Raw genomic sequence first — 18959 nt, 5'->3', positions numbered from 1 at the left:
TACAATGCTTATCGCTTAAGAAAATACTAATCCTCGATCTTTCTTTAACACACGTTCCGCCGCACTGGAAACGATTGCAATTGTAATGATTTTCCCCCTTCCTTTTAGTTTTTCCAAGGTGTGACAATTTGTCACATTCTCAGAGTAATTGCCCGTCTCTATCATGCAATGCTACTACGAATGTGAGCAAATAAAGTGCATAAGGTACTGACTGTATATAGGTAAGGTTTACTATGGCCATCTAATTAAAAATGGAATTAACAGCCGGAACAAAGTAGTTAACTCTAATGGATATCAATTGAAAAAATGAAAAACAGAAACTACAGCTTTAACAAAAAAAATCTACTGATTTTACTGATCTTATGGCAAGGAATTAGTTTTAGTGCCTTTGCCCACGAAGGCGAAGATCACTCGGGATCAACTACTGGCGTGCCAGGATTGCCAGATTGCCAAATATTGGCAGCAGCTCGGTTGTTTGATGGCATTAATTTTCCACAAGAAAATATGGCGGTACTCATTGAAGCAGACAAAATTAAGCAGGTAGGTACTTTGACTGAGTTAAGCGGCTTATGTGCCAATCAGACTAATTTGGGTGATTCAACAATTTTGCCTGGCTTTATCGAGCGACATGGTCATATTACCTTCCAGAGCGTTAATAAAAAAATCGTATTGGAAAACGGTATAACTACAGCTCAGGATGTCGGGGGGCCATTAATGCCTACTGAGGGTGGTCAAGGTACATTGCGATTATTGAGCGCAGGACCTATTATTCAAGCGGTTAATGGTTATCCGCTCAATATTTTCGGTGGTGATAGCGGCTTTGACAAAATTGGAATCACTGTTTCATCAGTAACCGAGGCCGAAACAGTCGTGCAGGAATTGGTAACTGGCGGTGCATCCGCTATTGTTATTTCTCTGGAGCCCGGTGGTGAACCAGGTAGACATTGGATGACTCATGGCAATCCGATTCCGGCTACCCCGTGGCCGATGTTATCTGTAGAAATAACGCAGGCTATCGTGACTAAAGCGCATTCACTTGGAAAAAGGGTATTGGCTTTTGTAGGCGAGGAAGCTGGTTTGACTCGTGCACTGGATTCAAATGTTGATGAGCTGGTGCATATGCCATGTGCTGAAATCAGTGATGTATTATTGCAACGAATCAAGGATGAAGGGGTTACAGTTGTTACCACGCTTGATACGCATTCGACATGCGAGCATATGTTTGCCAATGCAGTTAGTCTTGGTATGAAAGGCGCTAAAGTTGTTTACGGTTCTGAAATAGCCCATGATGATGTGCCTTGGGGGATTAATGGCCAGGAACTGCACACGATGCTCCATGCGCTCAGCGGTGAAACAATTGATTTCACCGATGTCGTCAATATTCTTAAAGCTGTAACCTCTAAATCTGGTGAGGATTTAGGTATACCCGGGCTTGGTACGTTAACCCCCGGAGCACCGGCTGACATTATTGCAGTTCGAGGAAATCCATTTGAGAAATTCAAAATACTGGAATATCCGGACTTGGTTTTGTCTGGCGGACGCGCAGTCGTCAATAAATTTATCAGCCACTCTTCCGAAGCAGAGATCAATTGTTTCTTTAATTGGGCTGAAGGTAAATATTCCGGGGCTTTGGCACCCTCGGGCGCAACCACAAAAATTTCCGGGGTTTACAGCTACCGCCACTATCCGGGTACTAAAGCTTATTTAGGTGTTTCCTCGGCAGACCATCATCTGTATTACATGAATGAAGATGATGGCCAACTGCACGACCAGGGTTTGTTGGTTAATTGGCTGCCGGTATCCGAATGTAATTAGTCATTAGAACGAAGTAGAGATAAAGAGTACCCGAACCCGAAACTTGGGCGATGTTGCTGGCTGGTTTGGGTTTAGTCGGCAGGTGCTTTAGCAATCGAAGCCGCGAGAAATCCAACGTGGTTGCCGGATAAATAAGCGCATCGCATTTAAATCCATCGGGATTGCTTTCTGATTGGAGTCCCTGAAACAACAACGGCATCCAAGTGGATGCCGTTGTTGTTTCAATTAATAGTGCTTAGAATCGAATATTGTATTGAACATAGAAAAGGTCGGCGGAGATTCCTGGCCGTTGTTTCTCTAGATAATTGCCACTAAACAGCTTTGAATAACCAACCAATACATCTTGATGACGGCTGACATGGAAGTTTGCACGAAAATCTATTTCATCTCCGACATGACTGCCTGATTGGCCCGTTGGATCTCTCATGGTGGCTAAACCAGAAGCGTTATATAAATAATCAGTATTATTTGCCAGATAGAATCTATGGTACTGGGTAATAAACGTAAACCATGGCATTGGGTGTAAGGTAAATTGTGCATTGATGTCATGGATATTTTGACGCCCTACACGATCCAGGAAGCCCATATAGTAATGGCCAAAAGGAAAGAGCTGATTAAATGTATTGCTTCTGCCATCATTGGACTTACTATCACCGGATGCAAAATCATAGCGTATCCAGGCTTGTGGATTCATCGGTAAGGGTAAACGATAACCCACACCGCTCGCTACTGCAAAGGCGGAAACATCCAGATTGGACCGTTGACCAAACTGATACATACCTTCCAGTTCATACAAGAAACTGTCGATATTTCCAACAAATCGACCACCCAAGGTATGGAGGTTTGAGTTTCCTTGCAGAATATTACCCGCTAACACATTGGCTGAACTAAGATTGCGGTTGTTATCCAGGCTAAGGAAATAGAGATCAATTAAGTGACCGGGTTTAGGCCGGTGAGTGGCCCAAAGCCCATAAAAGTTTTGCTGTGTATCCCAATTATCAACATTGCCTTTTTCGATAACCATTGGACGCATCCAGAATGCATCAACATCCCACCCCGGTGTGCGCCAGAAGGCTTTTACACCTTGGAAAGTTCTTCGTGTATTCACCCAATCCAAAGTAGAAACCAATCTTTGCGAGCCGTATAATAATTCTTGCCGTCCTACACGCACATAAACCGGCCCATTATTAACACTGGCGACCTTGATATCGGTAAACAGATTGAGTATGTCTGCATGATTTCTATCCGTTACGAGTGGCGGTAATTCAGAGCCGAAAGCACGCGCATCGATACCTTCTGCAAATAAACGCACTTTGTCTTTGTACCATAAGTCCGCGTGGAATCGCGTACGTAACATATGGAAGTCATTATTTGTACCGGCTGCATTTAAACGGCTATCCGTCTCATGCGTGTAGCGGTACCAGAAATTACCACCTAAAGAAAGCAACCAGTCGTTGCCGAGATCCATTCTCTTGATTGGATCAAAGAAATCTTTTTCATACCCTGCTGTATCCAGATACCGAAAATCAATGTCGTATGCTGATGTCGGTAGCAGTGCAAATGGCGCATAAGGGGCAACAGGAGGTTTCTCACGCTTGTTGCCGTTGATCATTTCCCAGAGTGAATAATAGCCGGGACTGGTTGGGGGCATAATAAATGAACCAGGGCGCGGCATTGGTGTGACGGGCGGAACTTTTGACCTGTCATAGTCCCCACTGGGTGCACTGGTTCCAGCTGGAGCAGCTGCAGTGGTTGTTGCTGCCGGTGGATTTGTATTTGCCGGAGCCGGAGCCTGCGTCTGTGTTTGTGCCTGTACCTGAAAAGCCAGGCACGTCATTCCCAAGCAGCATAAGCCAACTTTAAATAGCCATTGCTGCGAGCTTTTTACCCAATGCACTTTTAATTCAGCGAAAAACTTTGCTGAAAAAGGAAAAATGCTTGATGAATTCATTACGGAACTCCTGTTGTATGAACGTTAACGTTGTGATTCGAGAGTCATGCTGTATGAAAAAAGGTTTTCAGCTTACTTTCTCTCAGCAAAACACTTCTTAAGGTAGGACATTGTTTTCTTAAATAATCTAGGCTCGCATTATAAGCGATAACAATTTAGCTTAAACCTCCTATTTGCCACCTTTGTCAGTATTTATTCTGATAAAAATCTAATTCTTTAATGAGTTATAGCCAAATGTAATAAATATCAGTTATATAAATGATCGGTATTGATCAATATCAAGAAAATATACTGTGTTGTAAAATAGTGACAGAGAAATTTTTATTGCTGATTGCGGGGAATGTGAACAACAGTTTGAATGAAATGCTTATGGATTCAGTTTAACAGCCAAACCGAGTGCTTTAATTTTTTCACCATATGCAATTAACCATGATTCAGTCACTTGGGATAATTGTGCCGCTTCAGGTTGTAAAGATGGGCGCGCGATTCCGTACAATAAGACGCCTTTGAGGGATAACCCTTCATCTTTTAGACTCGAGATAAACTTAAGATAAGCATTAGTTTCCTGTTCGCTAGGTGGTTTTCCATTGATTTGGAACACGCAGGTCTGTAGCCAGGTGGGGCAGAGCGGGGTAGCAATTTGTAGGTGATGATGAATTTTCTTTAAACTGATTCTTGTATTATTGATGCGCAGCCTTTCTTCAGCGAGTACGCGATCAAACTTAAACCAAACCTCCCCATTGAGCTGAGCCATCCGTTTTAGTCCCGCTTGTACCGATTGCCGATAAATTAAGCTGCCATTTGTAATCAACACCAGCTTCAAATCTTTTAGCGCATTAAAATCCTTCAGGATGCTGCCGATCAACTCGATGACTGGTTCAAATTCTTTCGCACTGGTAGGCTCACCATTGCCCGATATGGCAATATCGTGAATTTTTTTGGCTCCCGGCGGCACATGCTTTTGCATGAAATCGCCATCCACTAATTCATGTAGGAAAGACCGTAATTCACTTTCTAATTTATTTAGGTCAATGCGTGGTGCCGAACCCCGTTTAAGATCCGGCACCTGACAATAAACACAGCGCCAGTTACATGCATTATTCGGATTCAGATTGATGCCGATTGAAACACCGCCCGCACGCCGTGATATCACCGGATAAACATAAGTAAGCCCAGCGCTATCACGACTGTGATCAGTCGTATTCAATCGTTTAGAATCGGATTGCAATGTTACAATTCCACATATTTATTTCGCGCTATTAAAATTGTACGTATGTTAATCACACGCAAGCTGGAATTTGATGCGGGCCATCGCATTTCGACGCACAACAGCCAGTGCCGTCATTTGCATGGTCATCGCTATATGATCGAAATCACCCTATCGGGTAACATTATCGCCGACGAAGGCGTTGCTGAGCAAGGCATGGTCATGGATTTCTCAGAAGTGAAGCGCATTGCCAAATCCGTGCTAGTTGATCAATGGGATCATGCATTTCTGGTTTATTCCGGTGACACGGTGGTATTGCAATTTTTACAATCACTCGAAGGTCACAAAACGGTTGTGCTGAATGTACAACCAACAGCTGAGAATCTGGCGCTCATTGCTTTTGATATTTTAGATGAAGCTTACCAGGATATCTATGGCAATCATCTTCAATTAGAGCAGGTGCGATTGTTTGAAACGCCTAATTGCTGGGCTGATGCATTGCGTGGGACACATTAACTTCTTGAAGATCTCCTAATATATGTTCATTGATTCGCATTGTCATCTCGATTTTCCTGATCTTGCAGCAAATTTGGATGAATTGTTGCTTAGAATGCAGGAAAATCAAGTGACTCACGCACTGTGCGTGAGTGTTAATTTGCCGCATTTCCCTCGTGTACGGGCATTAGCCGAAGCACATGAAAACTTATTTGCCTCTGTTGGAGTTCATCCGGATTATGAAGATCAGATAGAACCGGAAGCTGATGAATTAGCGGATCTCGCCAACCATCCCAAGGTCATTGCCATTGGTGAGACTGGCCTGGATTATTTTCGTCTGACTGGAGATTTGGAATGGCAACGAAAGCGCTTCCGCCAGCACATCCGCGCAGCACGCAAAGCGAATAAACCTTTGATCGTTCATACGCGTTCTGCCGCTGCGGATACGTTACGGATTATGCAAGAAGAGGGGGCTGATGAAGTGGGGGGTGTGATGCATTGCTTTACTGAAAGCTGGGAAGTTGCGCAACAAGCGATAGCAATGAATTTTTATATTTCATTCTCGGGCATCGTGACATTCAAAAATGCCGTGGCATTAAAAGAAGTCGCTAAGAATATTCAATTAAATAGAATGCTGATTGAGACAGACTCACCCTATCTTGCGCCGGTTCCTTTTCGTGGCAAGCTGAACCAGCCCGCATTTGTGCGTCATGTGGCAGAAGAGATAGCCCAATTGCGCGCCGTGACTATAGAGGAAATTGCAGTTGCAACCACTGATAATTTTTTTAACTTATTTAAAGTGAACAGAAATGGATGACATGCCTGCTAATTCGCGATTCTTATCTGTTTTAATTGCAGCAATTGTTTTCTTCTTACCGATAAACAGTATTGCTGGTGTGCAAGATGATTTTTTCTGGGCTGTCGACAAAGATAATTTATCTCAAGCATCCGAATTAATTAAAAAAGGCGCTAACCCTGATGTTCTGAATGCAGAAGGGTACACGCCGCTCATGGTTGCAGCAAAGACCGGTAATCTGAAATTGGCACAGCTTCTGATCGATGCCGGTGCGAAACTCAATATCCGCAACAAACTGGGCGAAACAGCCATTATGTTGGCCAGCTATCAAGGTCAAACTGAAATGGTGAAGCAGTTCTATATCAAAGGAGCGGAGATTAATCACAGTGGGTGGAATCCTTTACTTTATGCTGCTTCAGGCGGGCATGTGGATACGATTCGATTACTTTTGAATGCGGAAGCTGATATTAACGCGACTTCAGATAATGGAACTACTGCATTGATGATGGCGGTGAGAGGGAATCATTTGGATGCAGTTTCATTATTACTTCACAATGGCGCAGATCCCGGTATCAAAAATGAGCAGGGTGACAATGCGCTGAATTGGGCGGAAAAAAGAGATCACCAAGCTATCGCAAAATTACTGAAGAGCCATGGTTTATCAAAGTAAATCTTTTGCCCGATAAAGTTATTGTGCACCGCTCATGAAGTTACTGCATGGAAAAGTCGCCATAGTTACTGGCTCATCGAGGGGAATCGGTGCGGAAATCGCGCTTACTTTAGCTAACGCCGGGGTTAAAGTTGTCATCAATTATCTACAAAATGAGTCGGCTGCCGACGAGGTATGCGCGGCAATTACAAGTGCTGGTGGTGAATGCGTGGCGGTGCAAGCCGATGTGAGTAATTCGGATGAAGTACGAAAACTATTTGATGCGACTTTCGAACATTTTAAGCAAATCGATATCCTCGTGAATAACGCCGGAATACTGCTGTTTAAGGAAATAGCCGAAATCCGAGATGATGAGTTCGACCGTATCGTTGATGTCAATATCAAGAGCGTTTTTTATACACTGCGCGAAGCGGGCACAAGACTCGCAGACCATGGGCGCGTGGTGAATATTTCGAGTACGGTGACGCGCCTGATGCTGCCGAAATACGGCGCGTATGCTGCAACTAAAGCCGCCGTCGAGCAAATGACGCGAATTTTCGCCCGCGAGGCGGGAAAAAGAGGCATTACGGCCAATACCGTTTCGCCGGGTCCGGTCGATACGGAACTATTCCGCGCAGGAAAAACCGTAGCGGATATCGAACGCATGGCGGCGATGGCTGCGCTGGGAAGGCTTGGCAAACCGGATGATATCGCCCAGGTTGTGTTGTTTCTGGTCAGTGACGAAGCCCGCTGGATCACGGGACAGGATATTGGCATCAATGGCGGAATTATTTAATGGATAGGAATGGAGGGTCAAATGCGTATCGGGGTGCCTAAGGAAATTAAAATTCATGAATCCCGTGTGGGTTTGACGCCAACGGCGGTGCGTGAGCTGAGTGCGAATGGCCATCAAGTGATGGTTCAGAAGAATGCTGGATTCCAGATTGATTTAAGCGATGACAAATATCTGAGTGCTGGCGCAGAGATTGTGGAGACACCGCAGGAGATATACGCCAAAGCCGACTTGATTGTCAAAGTTAAAGAACCGCAGCCATCCGAGATTCCATTATTGCGCGAAGGGCAGGTGTTATTCACTTATCTACATTTGGCGCCCGATCCTACACAAACTAAAGGTTTAATCGATTCAGGGTGTATCGCCATAGCCTATGAAACGGTCACCGACAGCTTCGGCAGTTTGCCGTTACTCGCACCGATGAGTGAAGTGGCTGGCCGCATGGCGATTCAGGCGGGCGCACATGCGTTGGAGTTGGATCAGGGCGGTCGCGGTATGCTGCTCGGCGGTGTATCCGGCGTGCCTGCCGCCCGTGTTGTGGTCATTGGCGGTGGTGTTGTCGGCACCAATGCTGCCCGCGTCGCAATGGGCGTAGAAGCCCATGTGACTGTGCTGGATAAATCCATTCACCGGTTACAGCAACTGGATTTTCAGTACGGCTCAAGAATTAACACCGTTTTCTCGACGGTGGATGCCGTGGAAGAGTACGTGGCCACAGCGGATTTGGTCATCGGCGCTGTGCTGGTTCCGGGAGGAGCAGCGCCAAAATTGGTCAGCCGTGAGCTGGTCAGCCGTATGAATCGCGGTGCTGTGCTGGTCGATGTCGCGATTGACCAAGGTGGTTGCTTTGCTACTTCCAGGCCCACCTCTCTCGCCGATCCTATTTTTACCGTGGACGGCGTGGTGCATTATTGCGTTTCCAACATGCCCGGCGCAGTCGCGCGGACTTCTACTTTTGCGTTGAATAACGCAACCTTACCGTTTGTTTTGGCACTGGCCAATAAAGGCTATCACAAAGCGCTGACAGATGATCCGCACTTGCGCAACGGCCTGAATGTTTATCGTGGGCGGTTAACGCATGAAGCGGTGGCGCGTGATTTGGGTTTGGTGTATATGCCTGCGCTGGAGCTATTAGCAGCTCGTTGAAAAACTACCTGCGTAGTTCCAAGTTTTAAGCACACAACGCAGCGGTTAGTGATTTAACTTCTTCTTCCGATTCTGCAAGGATAGCGTCCAGTGCTTGTTGATTGGCTAATCGATCAAGCTTAGTTAAGAAATCATCCCTCGCTTGAGTCAGTGCCGGAGCAAAAGGCGATTTTACCGGTGCAAGTTGATCAGCAAGCAGCAGTGTGTCTCCCAGCGTAGCGGGTGGAAAAATTAAAGAACCCTGCCAGAGATGCGCAATGGCATCAGCAACAGGTTCCGGTACTGAAAGCGCATTGAGAATAGCTGTGCTAATCTTTATTTCACACGCAAGCTCGTCATCCTCGTCTAAATCGTCATCGCTAACCCATGAATTGGCGATGTTTCCATCAATCAAACCCGGATAGGCTTTTTCACGCGATAACAAGTAGAACCAGCTAATTTCATGGATGATTCCAGCAAACATTGCGGTATCAGGATCCTGATGGGAAATTTTACGGGCAATCACCTGAGCGAGTGCAGCTACATGGGCTGAATGTTTCCATAACTGAGCGACCAATTCGCTTTTTGATTGCGTTCCCGCAAGTTGCTGCGTAATCACAGCCATCGCTAAATTTCGAACGGTACGAAGCCCTAAAAGGGTGACCGCTGAACTCACACTGGTAATCTTTTTCCCGGAACGATTAAAAACGACAGAATTGGCGACCGCCACGATCTTTACTGATAAGAGGGGATCGGCCTGTATCAGCCGAGTCACAGCATCGAGATCGCAATCCGTGTCTTCAAGCATTTTTTTGATTTGGAGGGTGGCCGTCGCCGAAGTGGGAAAGAATAATTTTCCTCGCTCGACTTCATCAGCCAGCGCACTTAATAACACTCGTTTTTCCATCAACACCCCCGTTGCTTTAAACCAATCTAGGATTTTTCCATTAAAAATTTTACCCTGCTGCGTTGCTTCGTCATTGAAATAATAGAGCCGACAATCTAGGTCTTTTTGTAAGGTTGACTGATGCCTATCGGTTCCAAGAATTCAGCACGAAACATTTTGCCGGGATGTATGGGTTCTCTATCGGTTGGGATATACATGGGAATAAGGTTTTGTAGGGTGCCAATAAGCAAAGCGCATTGCACCCTACGCGGGCTTTGCATTCCTTCGAATGAAAAGTACCTGACGTAACGCCTCAGATTATTACATTACCTGCATCTATCAGCTTATTCAAGAAAATCTCCAGTGATTGGGTTGCGTCCAACTGGTGTTGTTTTCTTGTTAACAAATAATTAACACTTCAGGCTTTATATTGCCAGCCCAGTCAGAAATTAGCGCGATTTAGTTTCTCTGAGAAATCTCGGAGTATCTCAAAACCCTCGGGATGCTGAAAATGGTCAGAGATATTTGATTGGAAAAATATTTGTTCTTACATACTGAAAGGGAATTTGAATGAAAAAGATTTTTGATGAAGTGAATGTCATTTTGCGTATTTCTGTGATTATTTTTGGTATCGCTGTAACACCTCAGGTTTTTGCACACGATGCAGCCGCCAAACGGATCAAAGAATTAGAAGAACGCTTACAGACAATGCAGAACGGCATGCAAGCGATGCAAAATGGTATGCAAGCGTTGCAAAGTGAATTGGAAAAAGTACGCACAGAATCTAGTCAAGTAACTCAGAAGATTGAACATATTCAACAGAAAGAGAAAGAAAATCTGGCCGAAGAAGAGCAAGGGGGCCGTAAAGGCAATATGGTATTCTTCCGCGGTGGTTTTGCGCATAGCTCGCAACATCGCGATGGCCTTGTGTTTCATAGTGATGTTGTTCCCGCTGGTGCACAGGATCGGCCTGACAAAAATGCTTGGTATTTTGGCGCCGGTTTTGATTGGAATTTAACCAGGAATGCTTGGGGCTTGGCATCTAAAACAAATGTCCTGGCAGAACTGATGTTCGAATACAAACAATTCTCGTCGCATGTACAAGGCAATGCACTGGCCAATATACCGAGTCAATTAGTGGGTGGCATACAAAATCCGCACAGTGTCACGGTCAGTCAACTATCCATCTACGCGTCGCCAAAAATAAAATTTATGGAAGGCTCTCGATTGAGACCTTGGATCATTCCTGCCGGTTTCGGTATGCACATCATTAGCCCTCCCGGAGAGTCAGCCTCATTCTTTATTCCAGGCGTCGTGTTTGGTGGAGGAGTGGATTATCGAATATGGAAAGATTTCTATGCCGGTGTTGATGCGCGCTATCACATTACAGGGGGAAAGAAAGACGGCATTGACGTCGATGGCTTGACAGCTGGGGGGTACATGGGTATTGGTTTCTAGTTTTAATCTATGGAGGATGCACGAGGCGCGTCCTCCATCCAAGATTTATTTGGTTAGATCAAAGTAATGTTCTTATTCATTCGTTCTTGCCTGGCATCAACTGTGAATTCGCATTATTCAATATTCTGAACCTGTTCCCGCATCTGTTCGATAATTACCTTCAATTCCATCGAAATCCGGGATATTTCCAGATCCACCGATTTTGAGCCGATGGTATTGGCTTCGCGGTGCAATTCCTGCATCATGAAATCGAGCCGTTTGCCAACGGAGCCGCCTTTATTCAGGATACGTTCCACTTCATCCAGATGCGCTTGCAGGCGGGAGAGTTCTTCATCCACATCAATTTTTCCGGCAAATAGGGAGATTTCCTGGTGGATGCGGTCATCCTCCTGAGTGCCGAGAATTTCTTCCAAGCGGGTGCGCAGTTTTTCTTCAAATGCGGCAATCAGTGTGGGAATACGCGGAGATGCGGCGATCAGGAGCTGGCGGATTTGGTTAAGGCGTTCCAGTAAAATAGCTTTAAGCTTGTTGCCTTCGCGTATCCGGGCGGCTTTTAAGTCTTCCAGCGCGCTTTGTAGTAACGTCATGCCCATTTCGCCGGATTCCTCCACGCGGGAATGGTCGTTTCCCAGCATGCCTGGCCATTTCAAGATCTCCGCTATCGTTAACGATGGCGCGGCAGGGTGGTGTGTTTTGATCGTACGTTGCAATAGCAAAAGCTTTTCTAATAATGCGCTATCCAGTTGCTGATCATTTTCAGTTTGCGTGGAAGGGGAAAAATTCAGGCGGCATTCGACTTTGCCGCGGCTGAGTTGGGCAGCCAGCAGTTCCCGCATCGCCGGTTCTTGTTTGCGAAAGTCGTCCGGCAAACGGAACTGGACATCCAGATACCGGTTATTGACAGAGCGTATTTCCAGACTGAAAGATCCAATGGGTGTTTCCTGGGTTGCGATGGCGTAGCCAGTCATGCTGAAAATCATGATAGAAAAACTTCCTACTTCAAGAGTGGTGATGGAATGGATATTCCGAAAAAACTATCGTTACAAACTGCTGGGGCCGGTTTCTGGTCGAGTAAGCCGGTTGCCGTAAAAGGCATGGCTTTGTTATCCGGATCAAACAGGACTTGGCTGGCATCGATGTATTTGAAATCACCGGGAGCATTGAGCCGCCAAAGATTGGGAATCCCGGTATACGGTTGATGCAGGCAATATGCTTGCGTGTCGCCGTGAATCACCAGAATCGGTTTTTTGAATTGTATTGCGTTGCTTTTGATCAAATCACGCAGCATCCGGTAGCCATCGCATTCAGTCCGATTCTCGGTCGAGCAGGCAGGCTTGTCATGATCGAAGTCAAATAGATCCGCCTGGAAAGCAATCACCACCGCTTGTGCGGATTCTGCCGCTTCAAATAATTGCTGTAACCATTTCTCATTGGATTGGTCACGATAATCGGCTGCATTCAATGCCTCTTCGATGTTGCTGCGAAGAATTTCATTTCTGCCATTATTGGTGCCGGGAATATGCAGTGTCGCGAAAACGACTGGGCCAATTTTCCACAGGGCGTTTTCAATAAAACCTTCCTGCCGGATAAGGCCTGGAATATCTCTCGCTAATTGATACTGATCCTGGTGAAAGAAAATCTGACGTAAAGTGTCGAGCCGCTCCAATTCGTCGTAGCGCGCCGACATGTTGAACCGGTCACAATCCGTCCAATCGTTATCGCCGGGGGTATAAACTGTTTTATGCGGATTGAGATGTGCGATTTGCCGGTAATTGTCTGTATACAATTCATCGGTGCAGCTTAACCGGCCTCTCTTAAAATCTCCCAGGTGGATTAGTACCGGGGGATTGAGTGCTTTAATGGCTTTGGCGATTTCGCCATCGGGATGTTCCAGCAGAGCAGATTCCGTATCGGTGTAGGGCATGTCGCCGATGACAACAAACCGGGTTGATTTTTCAGCAGTGGAATGAGTTACATCACCGGCCAGTGCCGAGGAAGTTAGAAGGATCAGTAATATAAAAAGCCGTGTCCATTTCACCATGTTTTGTCATTATCCATTCATATGGCTCTGAAAAACCAAACCGGCATGTTCGCGTAATTTATGAAAACGAATGGCAGGCCAGTTATCTTGCGCAACGCTTAATTCCGCACCGAAAGATGCCAGAAAGGTCGGTGCATCCACCGCATCGTAGGCGATACGATGTGAATTCGCTTCAATAAACCGCTGCAATTCGCGTGGATCATCGCAGGTAACCCAGCGGGCTAACTGATATTTGGCCGATGCAATACGAGCAGCCACGCCGTATTCATGTTGCAGGCGGTGTGTCACCACTTCAAACTGCAATGTACCGACAGCACCGAGTAACAACATATTGCCCAAGAGCGGCCGGAATACTTGAATAGCGCCTTCTTCACCCAATTGGGCCAGGCCTAATTTCAGTTGTTTGCTGCGCAGCGGATCGGCAATTTCCACGGTGCGAAAAATTTCCGGTGCAAAAAAAGGCAATCCGGTAAATTGTAAAATTTCGCCTTCGGTTAAGGTATCGCCCAATTGCAGCGTGCCGTGATTGGGTATGCCGATGATGTCGCCGGGATACGCTTCTTCAAGAATATCGCGGCGCTGGGATAAAAAGGATACCACCGTACTGGTGCGGATATCTTTGCCGCTGCGTGCGACTTTTAAGTTCATGCCGCGTTTGAAATGTCCGGAACAAACCCGCACGAATGCAATGCGGTCGCGGTGCGCCAGATTCATATTGGCTTGAATCTTGAACACCATACCGGAGAATTTCTTTTCATCCGGTAGCACCTCACGCTGAATGGCATTACGAGATTCTGGCGGCGGTGCCAGATCGACCAGAGCATCGAGAATTTCCCGGACACCAAAGTTATTAATCGCGGAACCGAAGAAAACCGGCGTTTGTTTGCCGGCAAGGAATTCTTTGTGATCGAAAGCCGGTGAGGCGCCTTTGATTAAATCCATGGCTTGCAATGCGGTGGACAGATCGGTGCCAAAGCGTTCATGCATTTTCGGGTCATCAAAATTCGTGATCACTTCCTCTTCATTGCCGATCCGATCCGCTCCGGGCTGGAATAAACGCATACAATTGTTTTGCAGGTCGCATACCCCGCGGAAGTTGCGCCCCATGCCGACCGGCCAGGTAAAAGGTATCGTAGACATCCCGAGTGTGCGTTCAATTTCGTCAATCAGATCGAGCGGTTCGCGGACTTCCCGATCCATTTTATTTACAAAAGTAACAATCGGCGTGTTGCGTGCGCGGCAAACTTCCAGCAAGCGCAAGGTTTGTGCTTCCACGCCATTGGCGGCATCGATCACCATCAGCGCGGCATCCACTGCGGTGAGTACGCGATAGGTATCTTCCGAGAAATCCTGGTGGCCGGGCGTATCCAGCAGATTGATGACGCAATCGCGATATTCCATTTGCATGACCGAGCTGGCGACCGAAATGCCGCGTTGCTTTTCAATTTCCATCCAATCCGAAGTCGCATGCCGGCTGGCTTTGCGTGCTTTAACGCTACCGGCAATATGAATAGCTCCGGCGTACATCAGGAGTTTCTCGGTCAGCGTGGTTTTGCCCGCATCCGGGTGTGAAATAATGGCGAAAGTGCGGCGGCGCGCCACTTCATTATTAATGCTCATAATTTTCAGAACCTTGTTCCTGTGGATAAAGAAAACAATGGGCAGTGTGCGTTGTACTGAATGCACTGACGGGCGGGTAGGATTCTCGGCAAATGGGCATAGCTTTAGGGCAACGTGGATGAAAATGACAACCGGCAGGCGGTGAAGCTGGTGATGGTAAATCGCCTTTTAAATGGATAATTTGCCGGTCAGGATCGGATTGGATCTGCGGTACAGACGACAGCAGTGCCTGAGTGTAAGGGTGCTTGGGGCAGCCGATTACCTCATCAATGTGCCCATGTTCAACGATCCTTCCCAGATACATCACAGCAACCTCATCAGCCAAATATTCTACGACAGCGATATTGTGGGTAATAAACAAAAATGCAAGTCCTAAGTTATTCTGCAGCGATTTGAGCAAGTTTAAAATTTGCGCCTGAACGGATACGTCCAGAGCGCTGGTCGGCTCATCACAAATTAACAGTTTGGGGTTAACAGCCAAAGCGCGGGCAATCGCGATACGTTGCCGCTGACCACCGGAAAATTCATGTGGAAATCGCCATTTTACATCAGCGGGCAATCCAACGCGCTGCAATAACGCATCAATTTCTTTTTCTCTGGAAGGAGCGGGTGATTGGTTATTGGCGTCCGTGTGATTAATTTTTCCGACATGCAACGCATTCATACCTTCTTGCAGTATTTCAGTAATTCGCATGCGCGGATTCAGCGAAGAATAGGGGTCTTGAAAAATGATTTGAAACTGCGAACGAATTTGCCGCAATTGGCTTCTGCCTAGCACGACCAATTCCTGATCGTTGAAGCGTACGCTACCGGCAGTGGGTTGAATCAATTGCAAAATGCTTTTGCCGATCGTTGTTTTACCGCAGCCGGATTCACCAACGAGCGCCAAAGTTTTACCGGCAGCAATTTTCAGCGACACCCCGTCGACTGCTTTGACATGACCGGCCACGCGTTTGAATAGTCCTTTGCGGATCGGGAAATGTACTTTGAGACCGGTTACCTGTAATAAGAGAGAGGTTGTTGACGCGGGTGCTGTTTGTGCGATGTTTGCAGCATTCCGGGTTGAGCTGTCAATCATCGGGTTGCTGGAAACATGCACGGAATCTTTGTTATATAAATGACAGCGAACCTGATGCTGACCGGAGACCGGATGCCACTCTGGGATGGTGTCATGACACAGCGCCAGCGCTTGATTGCAGCGGTCGACGAAACGGCAACCTGCAAACTGTTGCGATAAGGGCGGCACATTGCCATTGATGACGGCTAATGCTTGATCGCGTTTTTGTTTTCCGGGCAAGGAGGCAAATAATTGCTGTGAATACGGGTGAGCGGGCTGATTAAAGAAATCATCCCGGGTTGCTAGCTCGACGATTTCTCCCGCATACATGACCGCGACGCGCTGCGCCATTTCGGCCACCACCCCCAAGTCATGGGTAATCAGCAAAATCGCCATGTTTTTGCGTTGCTGGATCTGCCGCATCAAATCCAGCACCTGTGCTTGTATGGTGACATCCAGCGCAGTCGTCGGTTCATCCGCAATGAGCAATTCAGGTTCTCCGGCAAGCGCCATCGCAATCATGGCGCGTTGTTTCATGCCGCCGGAAAACTGAAACGGGTATTCATGCATGCGGCGCGGCGCATCCGGTATGCCCACTTGTTCCAGCAATTCTTGAATGCGCAGTTGCGCGGCTTGCCGGGGCAGGTTGAGATGCTGCGTCAACACTTCATCAATTTGCTCGGCGATGGTCATAACCGGGTTCAGGCTCAGCATCGGTTCCTGAAAAATCATGCTGATGCGCTTTCCACGGATTTTGCGCATTTCGGTTTCGGGTAATTGCAGCACATCTGTGCCATCAATTTTGATCTGGCCGGCAACAGTTTCACCGGCATCGGGCAGCAAACGCATAATCGACAGTGCTGTCATCGATTTGCCGCATCCGGATTCACCCAATAAGGCAAAGGTTTCACCTTGTGAAATTTTCAGCGTTAACCCATCGACTGCACGCACGGGTGCCTTACCGGTGTGCAGCAGAGTCTGAAGATTTTCTATGTCCAGTAAGGTTTTCATGGATTCTGAGACGATCCTGACGGCGTGGTAGTTTCCGGGGTTTTATTGAGCGGAATGGCTGCTTGCTTTGCTGGACGATGAAAAAAACTGTTTCGTTGTTTCAATATCCGGGTGCGCGGATCAAGTGCGTTTTGTACCGCATCAGCAAAGAGATTGGCGCTCAGTACCAATGTGAACATGAAACCAAATGCCGCCATCAACGCCCACCAAACCATCGGTTCACGCGCCATTTCCAGACGCGCGGCGTTAATCATCGTGCCGAAGCTGATTGTGGAGGGATCAACGCCGACGCCGACATACGATAAAACAGCTTCGGCCAAAACCAGACCGCTAAAATCCATCACGGTTGCGATCAACACGATGTGCATGACATTCGGCAAAATATGGCGGCTGATGATGCGCCAATGCGAGACGCCAAATGCGTGGGCTGCCTGGATATATTCCAGCTCGCGCAATTTCATTGTTTCCCCGCGCAACAGACGGCATAAACCGGTCCAACTGGTAATCCCAAGAATGATGCACAGGAACAATAAACGCAGATCTGCCCGTGAGGCAATCGTTTCAAAAATTTCCGGATGCGTTTCGATATACACCTGCATCATCAACACGGCGGCTGCGATCAGTAAAACACTTGGAATAGAATTCAACGTGGTGTAAATATACTGGATAACATCATCGATCCAGCCGCTGAAATAACCCGCCATAATTCCGAGCAGCAACGCGAACGGCAGCATGATCAGCGTGGTTAAGGTACCGATAACCAATGCGACGCGAATACTTTTGAGTGATTGATACAAAATATCCTGCCCAACCTTGTCTGTGCCCAAAACATGATAATGCGTTGCCAGTGTGGATACACAGCCGATTAGCATCAACAGGATTAGCAGTGTAATTAATATGGCATACCAGGGAATCTCGGTAGTGCGGCGCCAAACATCGGACAAGTTATGCAGGACGCTTTGCTGGTTACGGCGCGCCAAAAGCATGCACAAACACGCAACCACGATACCCCAAATCAATAAGCCATAGGCCAAGCCCGTTGCGCCACGCCATATAATATCGCCGATGTGTTCTGTTTCCGGGTTTTGCAGGTGCGCACCACCATATTCAAGTCGTGCGAAGGCGCGCACTTGCTTGCCATCCGGAAGCTCAATCGTTTCTTTTGCGTAGAGATGCGATGCCAGCGGCGCCGAATAAGTTTTTTCGACATGGGTGCGCAGCGGCGTCACCACAATATCCAGCAGACTCAATACCTCAACACTGTAGATCTTTTCCCCGTCATTAGTTTTATGCTCAAGGATCGGGCGAAAATGCACAGTGTCCAATAAGCCAATCACCAAGAAGAAAATCAAAATGGTGAGAGCAGACATCCCGCTGGCGCTGTGCCCGACACGCTTCCAGGGCGTCAGCAGGTGCTCGTGATGACGGACATACCCAATAAAAATAAGTACGATAGCGACAAATAAATAGATGAGCGCATCTGTCCACAGAATAATCGGGCTAAAGGGCATGGTCGGGAAAATAGACGCTGTGTCAGTGAAGTCGCATTAATTACAATTGATTACTTATATCATAAATGAATGCTGTGATTTTTTGAAAGTTTATCGTTATGGGCGAGCGAGTGAGTGCATAAAAAGCTGAGGTGACGGATAGGCAATCAATTCACGCAACTGTGCGATCCGATTTGATCTGATGCAATTTATAGAGTCGGCCATTAAACAGTTCTATATTTCATAGCAAATAAGACCGGAATACAGAGATTCTAATAAATCTTTTTAATGGCCGCATCAATAGTATCGAGTGCGCAAAAATATTAGGGAAACGCTGAATAACTCATCGCGCAGTAGAGATCAAGCCGAGTGATTATGTAATATTGCGATAATTTGCCCAATTTTGACCTGAATCGCATCATTTTTTGCATTATTACCCTCATTTCTTGTTTTCAAGGCGCAACTAGGCTGCCTGTTCTGCATAGCCACCGGCGAGCCAACAGCAAATTGGCAAGCCCGAACAGCGAGAACATCTGAGCGGTATTTTTGACCAATCCCTTGTAGC

At 46.9% G+C, this 18959-nt stretch carries 16 protein-coding genes and 1 pseudogene; 8 read left to right on the top strand and 9 right to left on the bottom strand.

The window, feature by feature from the left end; translation table 11 throughout:
• The first annotated feature begins 306 nt into the window (after nt 1-306).
• Together QZ942_RS06985 and QZ942_RS06980 are read left to right on the top strand one after the other, a co-directional pair.
• Nucleotides 307-1815: an amidohydrolase gene (locus QZ942_RS06985; protein WP_292994029.1), complete on the top strand. Its 1509-nt coding sequence runs from the start codon at nt 307-309 to the stop codon at nt 1813-1815.
• 50 nt (nt 1816-1865) lie between these two features.
• The gene (locus QZ942_RS06980) at nt 1866-1946 is read left to right on the top strand and encodes a hypothetical protein (protein ID WP_292994240.1); all 81 of its coding nucleotides are present in this window, start codon (nt 1866-1868) and stop codon (nt 1944-1946) included.
• A gap of 104 nt (nt 1947-2050) precedes the next feature.
• Here QZ942_RS06980 and QZ942_RS06975 read toward each other — a convergent pair whose 3' ends face one another.
• Nucleotides 2051-3766, bottom strand: a complete 1716-nt coding sequence (locus QZ942_RS06975; RefSeq protein ID WP_292994027.1) for an alginate export family protein — start codon at nt 3764-3766, stop codon at nt 2051-2053.
• Between the two features lie 367 nt (nt 3767-4133).
• On the bottom strand, nt 4134-4994 hold the full coding sequence (locus QZ942_RS06970; protein WP_292994025.1) for a radical SAM protein: 861 nt from the start codon (nt 4992-4994) through the stop codon (nt 4134-4136).
• Nucleotides 4995-5039: 45 nt separating this feature from the next.
• On the opposite strand from QZ942_RS06970, the gene queD reads away from it, so the two are divergent.
• Genes queD through ald form a run of 5 tightly spaced genes read left to right on the top strand, consistent with a single transcriptional unit; the run spans nt 5040 to nt 8852 of the window.
• A complete protein-coding gene (queD, locus tag QZ942_RS06965) occupies nt 5040-5489 on the top strand; it encodes a 6-carboxytetrahydropterin synthase QueD (protein WP_292994023.1) in 450 nt (149 codons plus the stop codon).
• Nucleotides 5490-5511: 22 nt separating this feature from the next.
• Nucleotides 5512-6285: a TatD family hydrolase gene (locus tag QZ942_RS06960; protein WP_292994021.1), complete on the top strand. Its 774-nt coding sequence runs from the start codon at nt 5512-5514 to the stop codon at nt 6283-6285.
• Complete coding sequence (locus QZ942_RS06955) at nt 6278-6934, top strand: ankyrin repeat domain-containing protein (RefSeq protein ID WP_292994019.1); 657 nt, start codon at nt 6278-6280, stop codon at nt 6932-6934. The genes QZ942_RS06960 and QZ942_RS06955 overlap by 8 nt, the downstream gene beginning before the upstream one ends.
• A 34-nt stretch (nt 6935-6968) precedes the next feature.
• Complete coding sequence (locus QZ942_RS06950) at nt 6969-7709, top strand: SDR family oxidoreductase (RefSeq protein ID WP_292994017.1); 741 nt, start codon at nt 6969-6971, stop codon at nt 7707-7709.
• A 21-nt stretch (nt 7710-7730) separates the two neighbouring features.
• Complete coding sequence (ald, locus tag QZ942_RS06945) at nt 7731-8852, top strand: alanine dehydrogenase (RefSeq protein ID WP_292994015.1); 1122 nt, start codon at nt 7731-7733, stop codon at nt 8850-8852.
• Nucleotides 8853-8877: 25 nt separating this feature from the next.
• Here the strand turns inward: ald and QZ942_RS06940 are convergent, their stop codons facing one another.
• Nucleotides 8878-9738, bottom strand: a complete 861-nt coding sequence (locus tag QZ942_RS06940) for an HDOD domain-containing protein (RefSeq protein ID WP_292994013.1) — start codon at nt 9736-9738, stop codon at nt 8878-8880.
• Nucleotides 9739-10287: 549 nt separating this feature from the next.
• Between QZ942_RS06940 and QZ942_RS06935 the strand changes: the two genes are divergently transcribed.
• Nucleotides 10288-11175: a porin family protein gene (locus QZ942_RS06935; RefSeq protein WP_292994011.1), complete on the top strand. Its 888-nt coding sequence runs from the start codon at nt 10288-10290 to the stop codon at nt 11173-11175.
• Between the two features lie 113 nt (nt 11176-11288).
• Here QZ942_RS06935 and QZ942_RS06930 read toward each other — a convergent pair whose 3' ends face one another.
• The 6 genes and pseudogenes from QZ942_RS06930 to QZ942_RS06905 all read right to left on the bottom strand — a co-directional run.
• Entirely contained in the window at nt 11289-12155 is an 867-nt protein-coding gene (locus QZ942_RS06930) for a YicC/YloC family endoribonuclease (RefSeq protein WP_292994009.1), read from the bottom strand.
• A 14-nt stretch (nt 12156-12169) separates the two neighbouring features.
• Complete coding sequence (locus tag QZ942_RS06925) at nt 12170-13216, bottom strand: metallophosphoesterase (protein WP_292994007.1); 1047 nt, start codon at nt 13214-13216, stop codon at nt 12170-12172.
• A gap of 9 nt (nt 13217-13225) precedes the next feature.
• On the bottom strand, nt 13226-14836 hold the full coding sequence (locus tag QZ942_RS06920; RefSeq protein ID WP_292994005.1) for a peptide chain release factor 3: 1611 nt from the start codon (nt 14834-14836) through the stop codon (nt 13226-13228).
• Nucleotides 14826-16904 (bottom strand): ABC transporter ATP-binding protein, encoded by a 2079-nt coding sequence (locus tag QZ942_RS06915; RefSeq protein ID WP_292994003.1) that lies wholly within the window; start codon nt 16902-16904, stop codon nt 14826-14828. Before QZ942_RS06915 ends, QZ942_RS06920 begins: the two co-directional genes overlap by 11 nt.
• On the bottom strand, nt 16901-18415 hold the full coding sequence (locus QZ942_RS06910) for an ABC transporter permease (protein WP_292994001.1): 1515 nt from the start codon (nt 18413-18415) through the stop codon (nt 16901-16903). Before QZ942_RS06910 ends, QZ942_RS06915 begins: the two co-directional genes overlap by 4 nt.
• Before the next feature lie 431 nt (nt 18416-18846).
• Nucleotides 18847-18959, bottom strand: a pseudogene (locus QZ942_RS06905) (IS5/IS1182 family transposase); the annotation flags it as partial.

The sequence above is a fragment of the Nitrosomonas sp. genome (genome assembly GCF_021731985.1).
Classification (GTDB): Bacteria; Pseudomonadota; Gammaproteobacteria; order Burkholderiales; family Nitrosomonadaceae; genus Nitrosomonas.
This window is presented reverse-complemented; position numbering and strand designations above follow the sequence as displayed.

Coding starts and splice junctions, on each gene's coding strand:
- QZ942_RS06955 (WP_292994019.1), top strand. CDS start 6,278: ATGGATGACATGCCTGCTAATTCGCGATTCTTATCTGTTTTAATTGCA.
- QZ942_RS06930 (WP_292994009.1), bottom strand. CDS start 12,155: ATGATTTTCAGCATGACTGGCTACGCCATCGCAACCCAGGAAACACCC.
- QZ942_RS06980 (WP_292994240.1), top strand. CDS start 1,866: ATGTTGCTGGCTGGTTTGGGTTTAGTCGGCAGGTGCTTTAGCAATCGA.
- QZ942_RS06935 (WP_292994011.1), top strand. CDS start 10,288: ATGAAAAAGATTTTTGATGAAGTGAATGTCATTTTGCGTATTTCTGTG.
- QZ942_RS06985 (WP_292994029.1), top strand. CDS start 307: ATGAAAAACAGAAACTACAGCTTTAACAAAAAAAATCTACTGATTTTA.
- QZ942_RS06925 (WP_292994007.1), bottom strand. CDS start 13,216: ATGGTGAAATGGACACGGCTTTTTATATTACTGATCCTTCTAACTTCC.
- queD (WP_292994023.1), top strand. CDS start 5,040: ATGTTAATCACACGCAAGCTGGAATTTGATGCGGGCCATCGCATTTCG.
- QZ942_RS06975 (WP_292994027.1), bottom strand. CDS start 3,766: ATGAATTCATCAAGCATTTTTCCTTTTTCAGCAAAGTTTTTCGCTGAA.
- QZ942_RS06910 (WP_292994001.1), bottom strand. CDS start 18,415: ATGCCCTTTAGCCCGATTATTCTGTGGACAGATGCGCTCATCTATTTA.
- QZ942_RS06940 (WP_292994013.1), bottom strand. CDS start 9,738: ATGGAAAAACGAGTGTTATTAAGTGCGCTGGCTGATGAAGTCGAGCGA.
- ald (WP_292994015.1), top strand. CDS start 7,731: ATGCGTATCGGGGTGCCTAAGGAAATTAAAATTCATGAATCCCGTGTG.
- QZ942_RS06915 (WP_292994003.1), bottom strand. CDS start 16,904: ATGAAAACCTTACTGGACATAGAAAATCTTCAGACTCTGCTGCACACC.
- QZ942_RS06960 (WP_292994021.1), top strand. CDS start 5,512: ATGTTCATTGATTCGCATTGTCATCTCGATTTTCCTGATCTTGCAGCA.
- QZ942_RS06920 (WP_292994005.1), bottom strand. CDS start 14,836: ATGAGCATTAATAATGAAGTGGCGCGCCGCCGCACTTTCGCCATTATT.
- QZ942_RS06950 (WP_292994017.1), top strand. CDS start 6,969: ATGAAGTTACTGCATGGAAAAGTCGCCATAGTTACTGGCTCATCGAGG.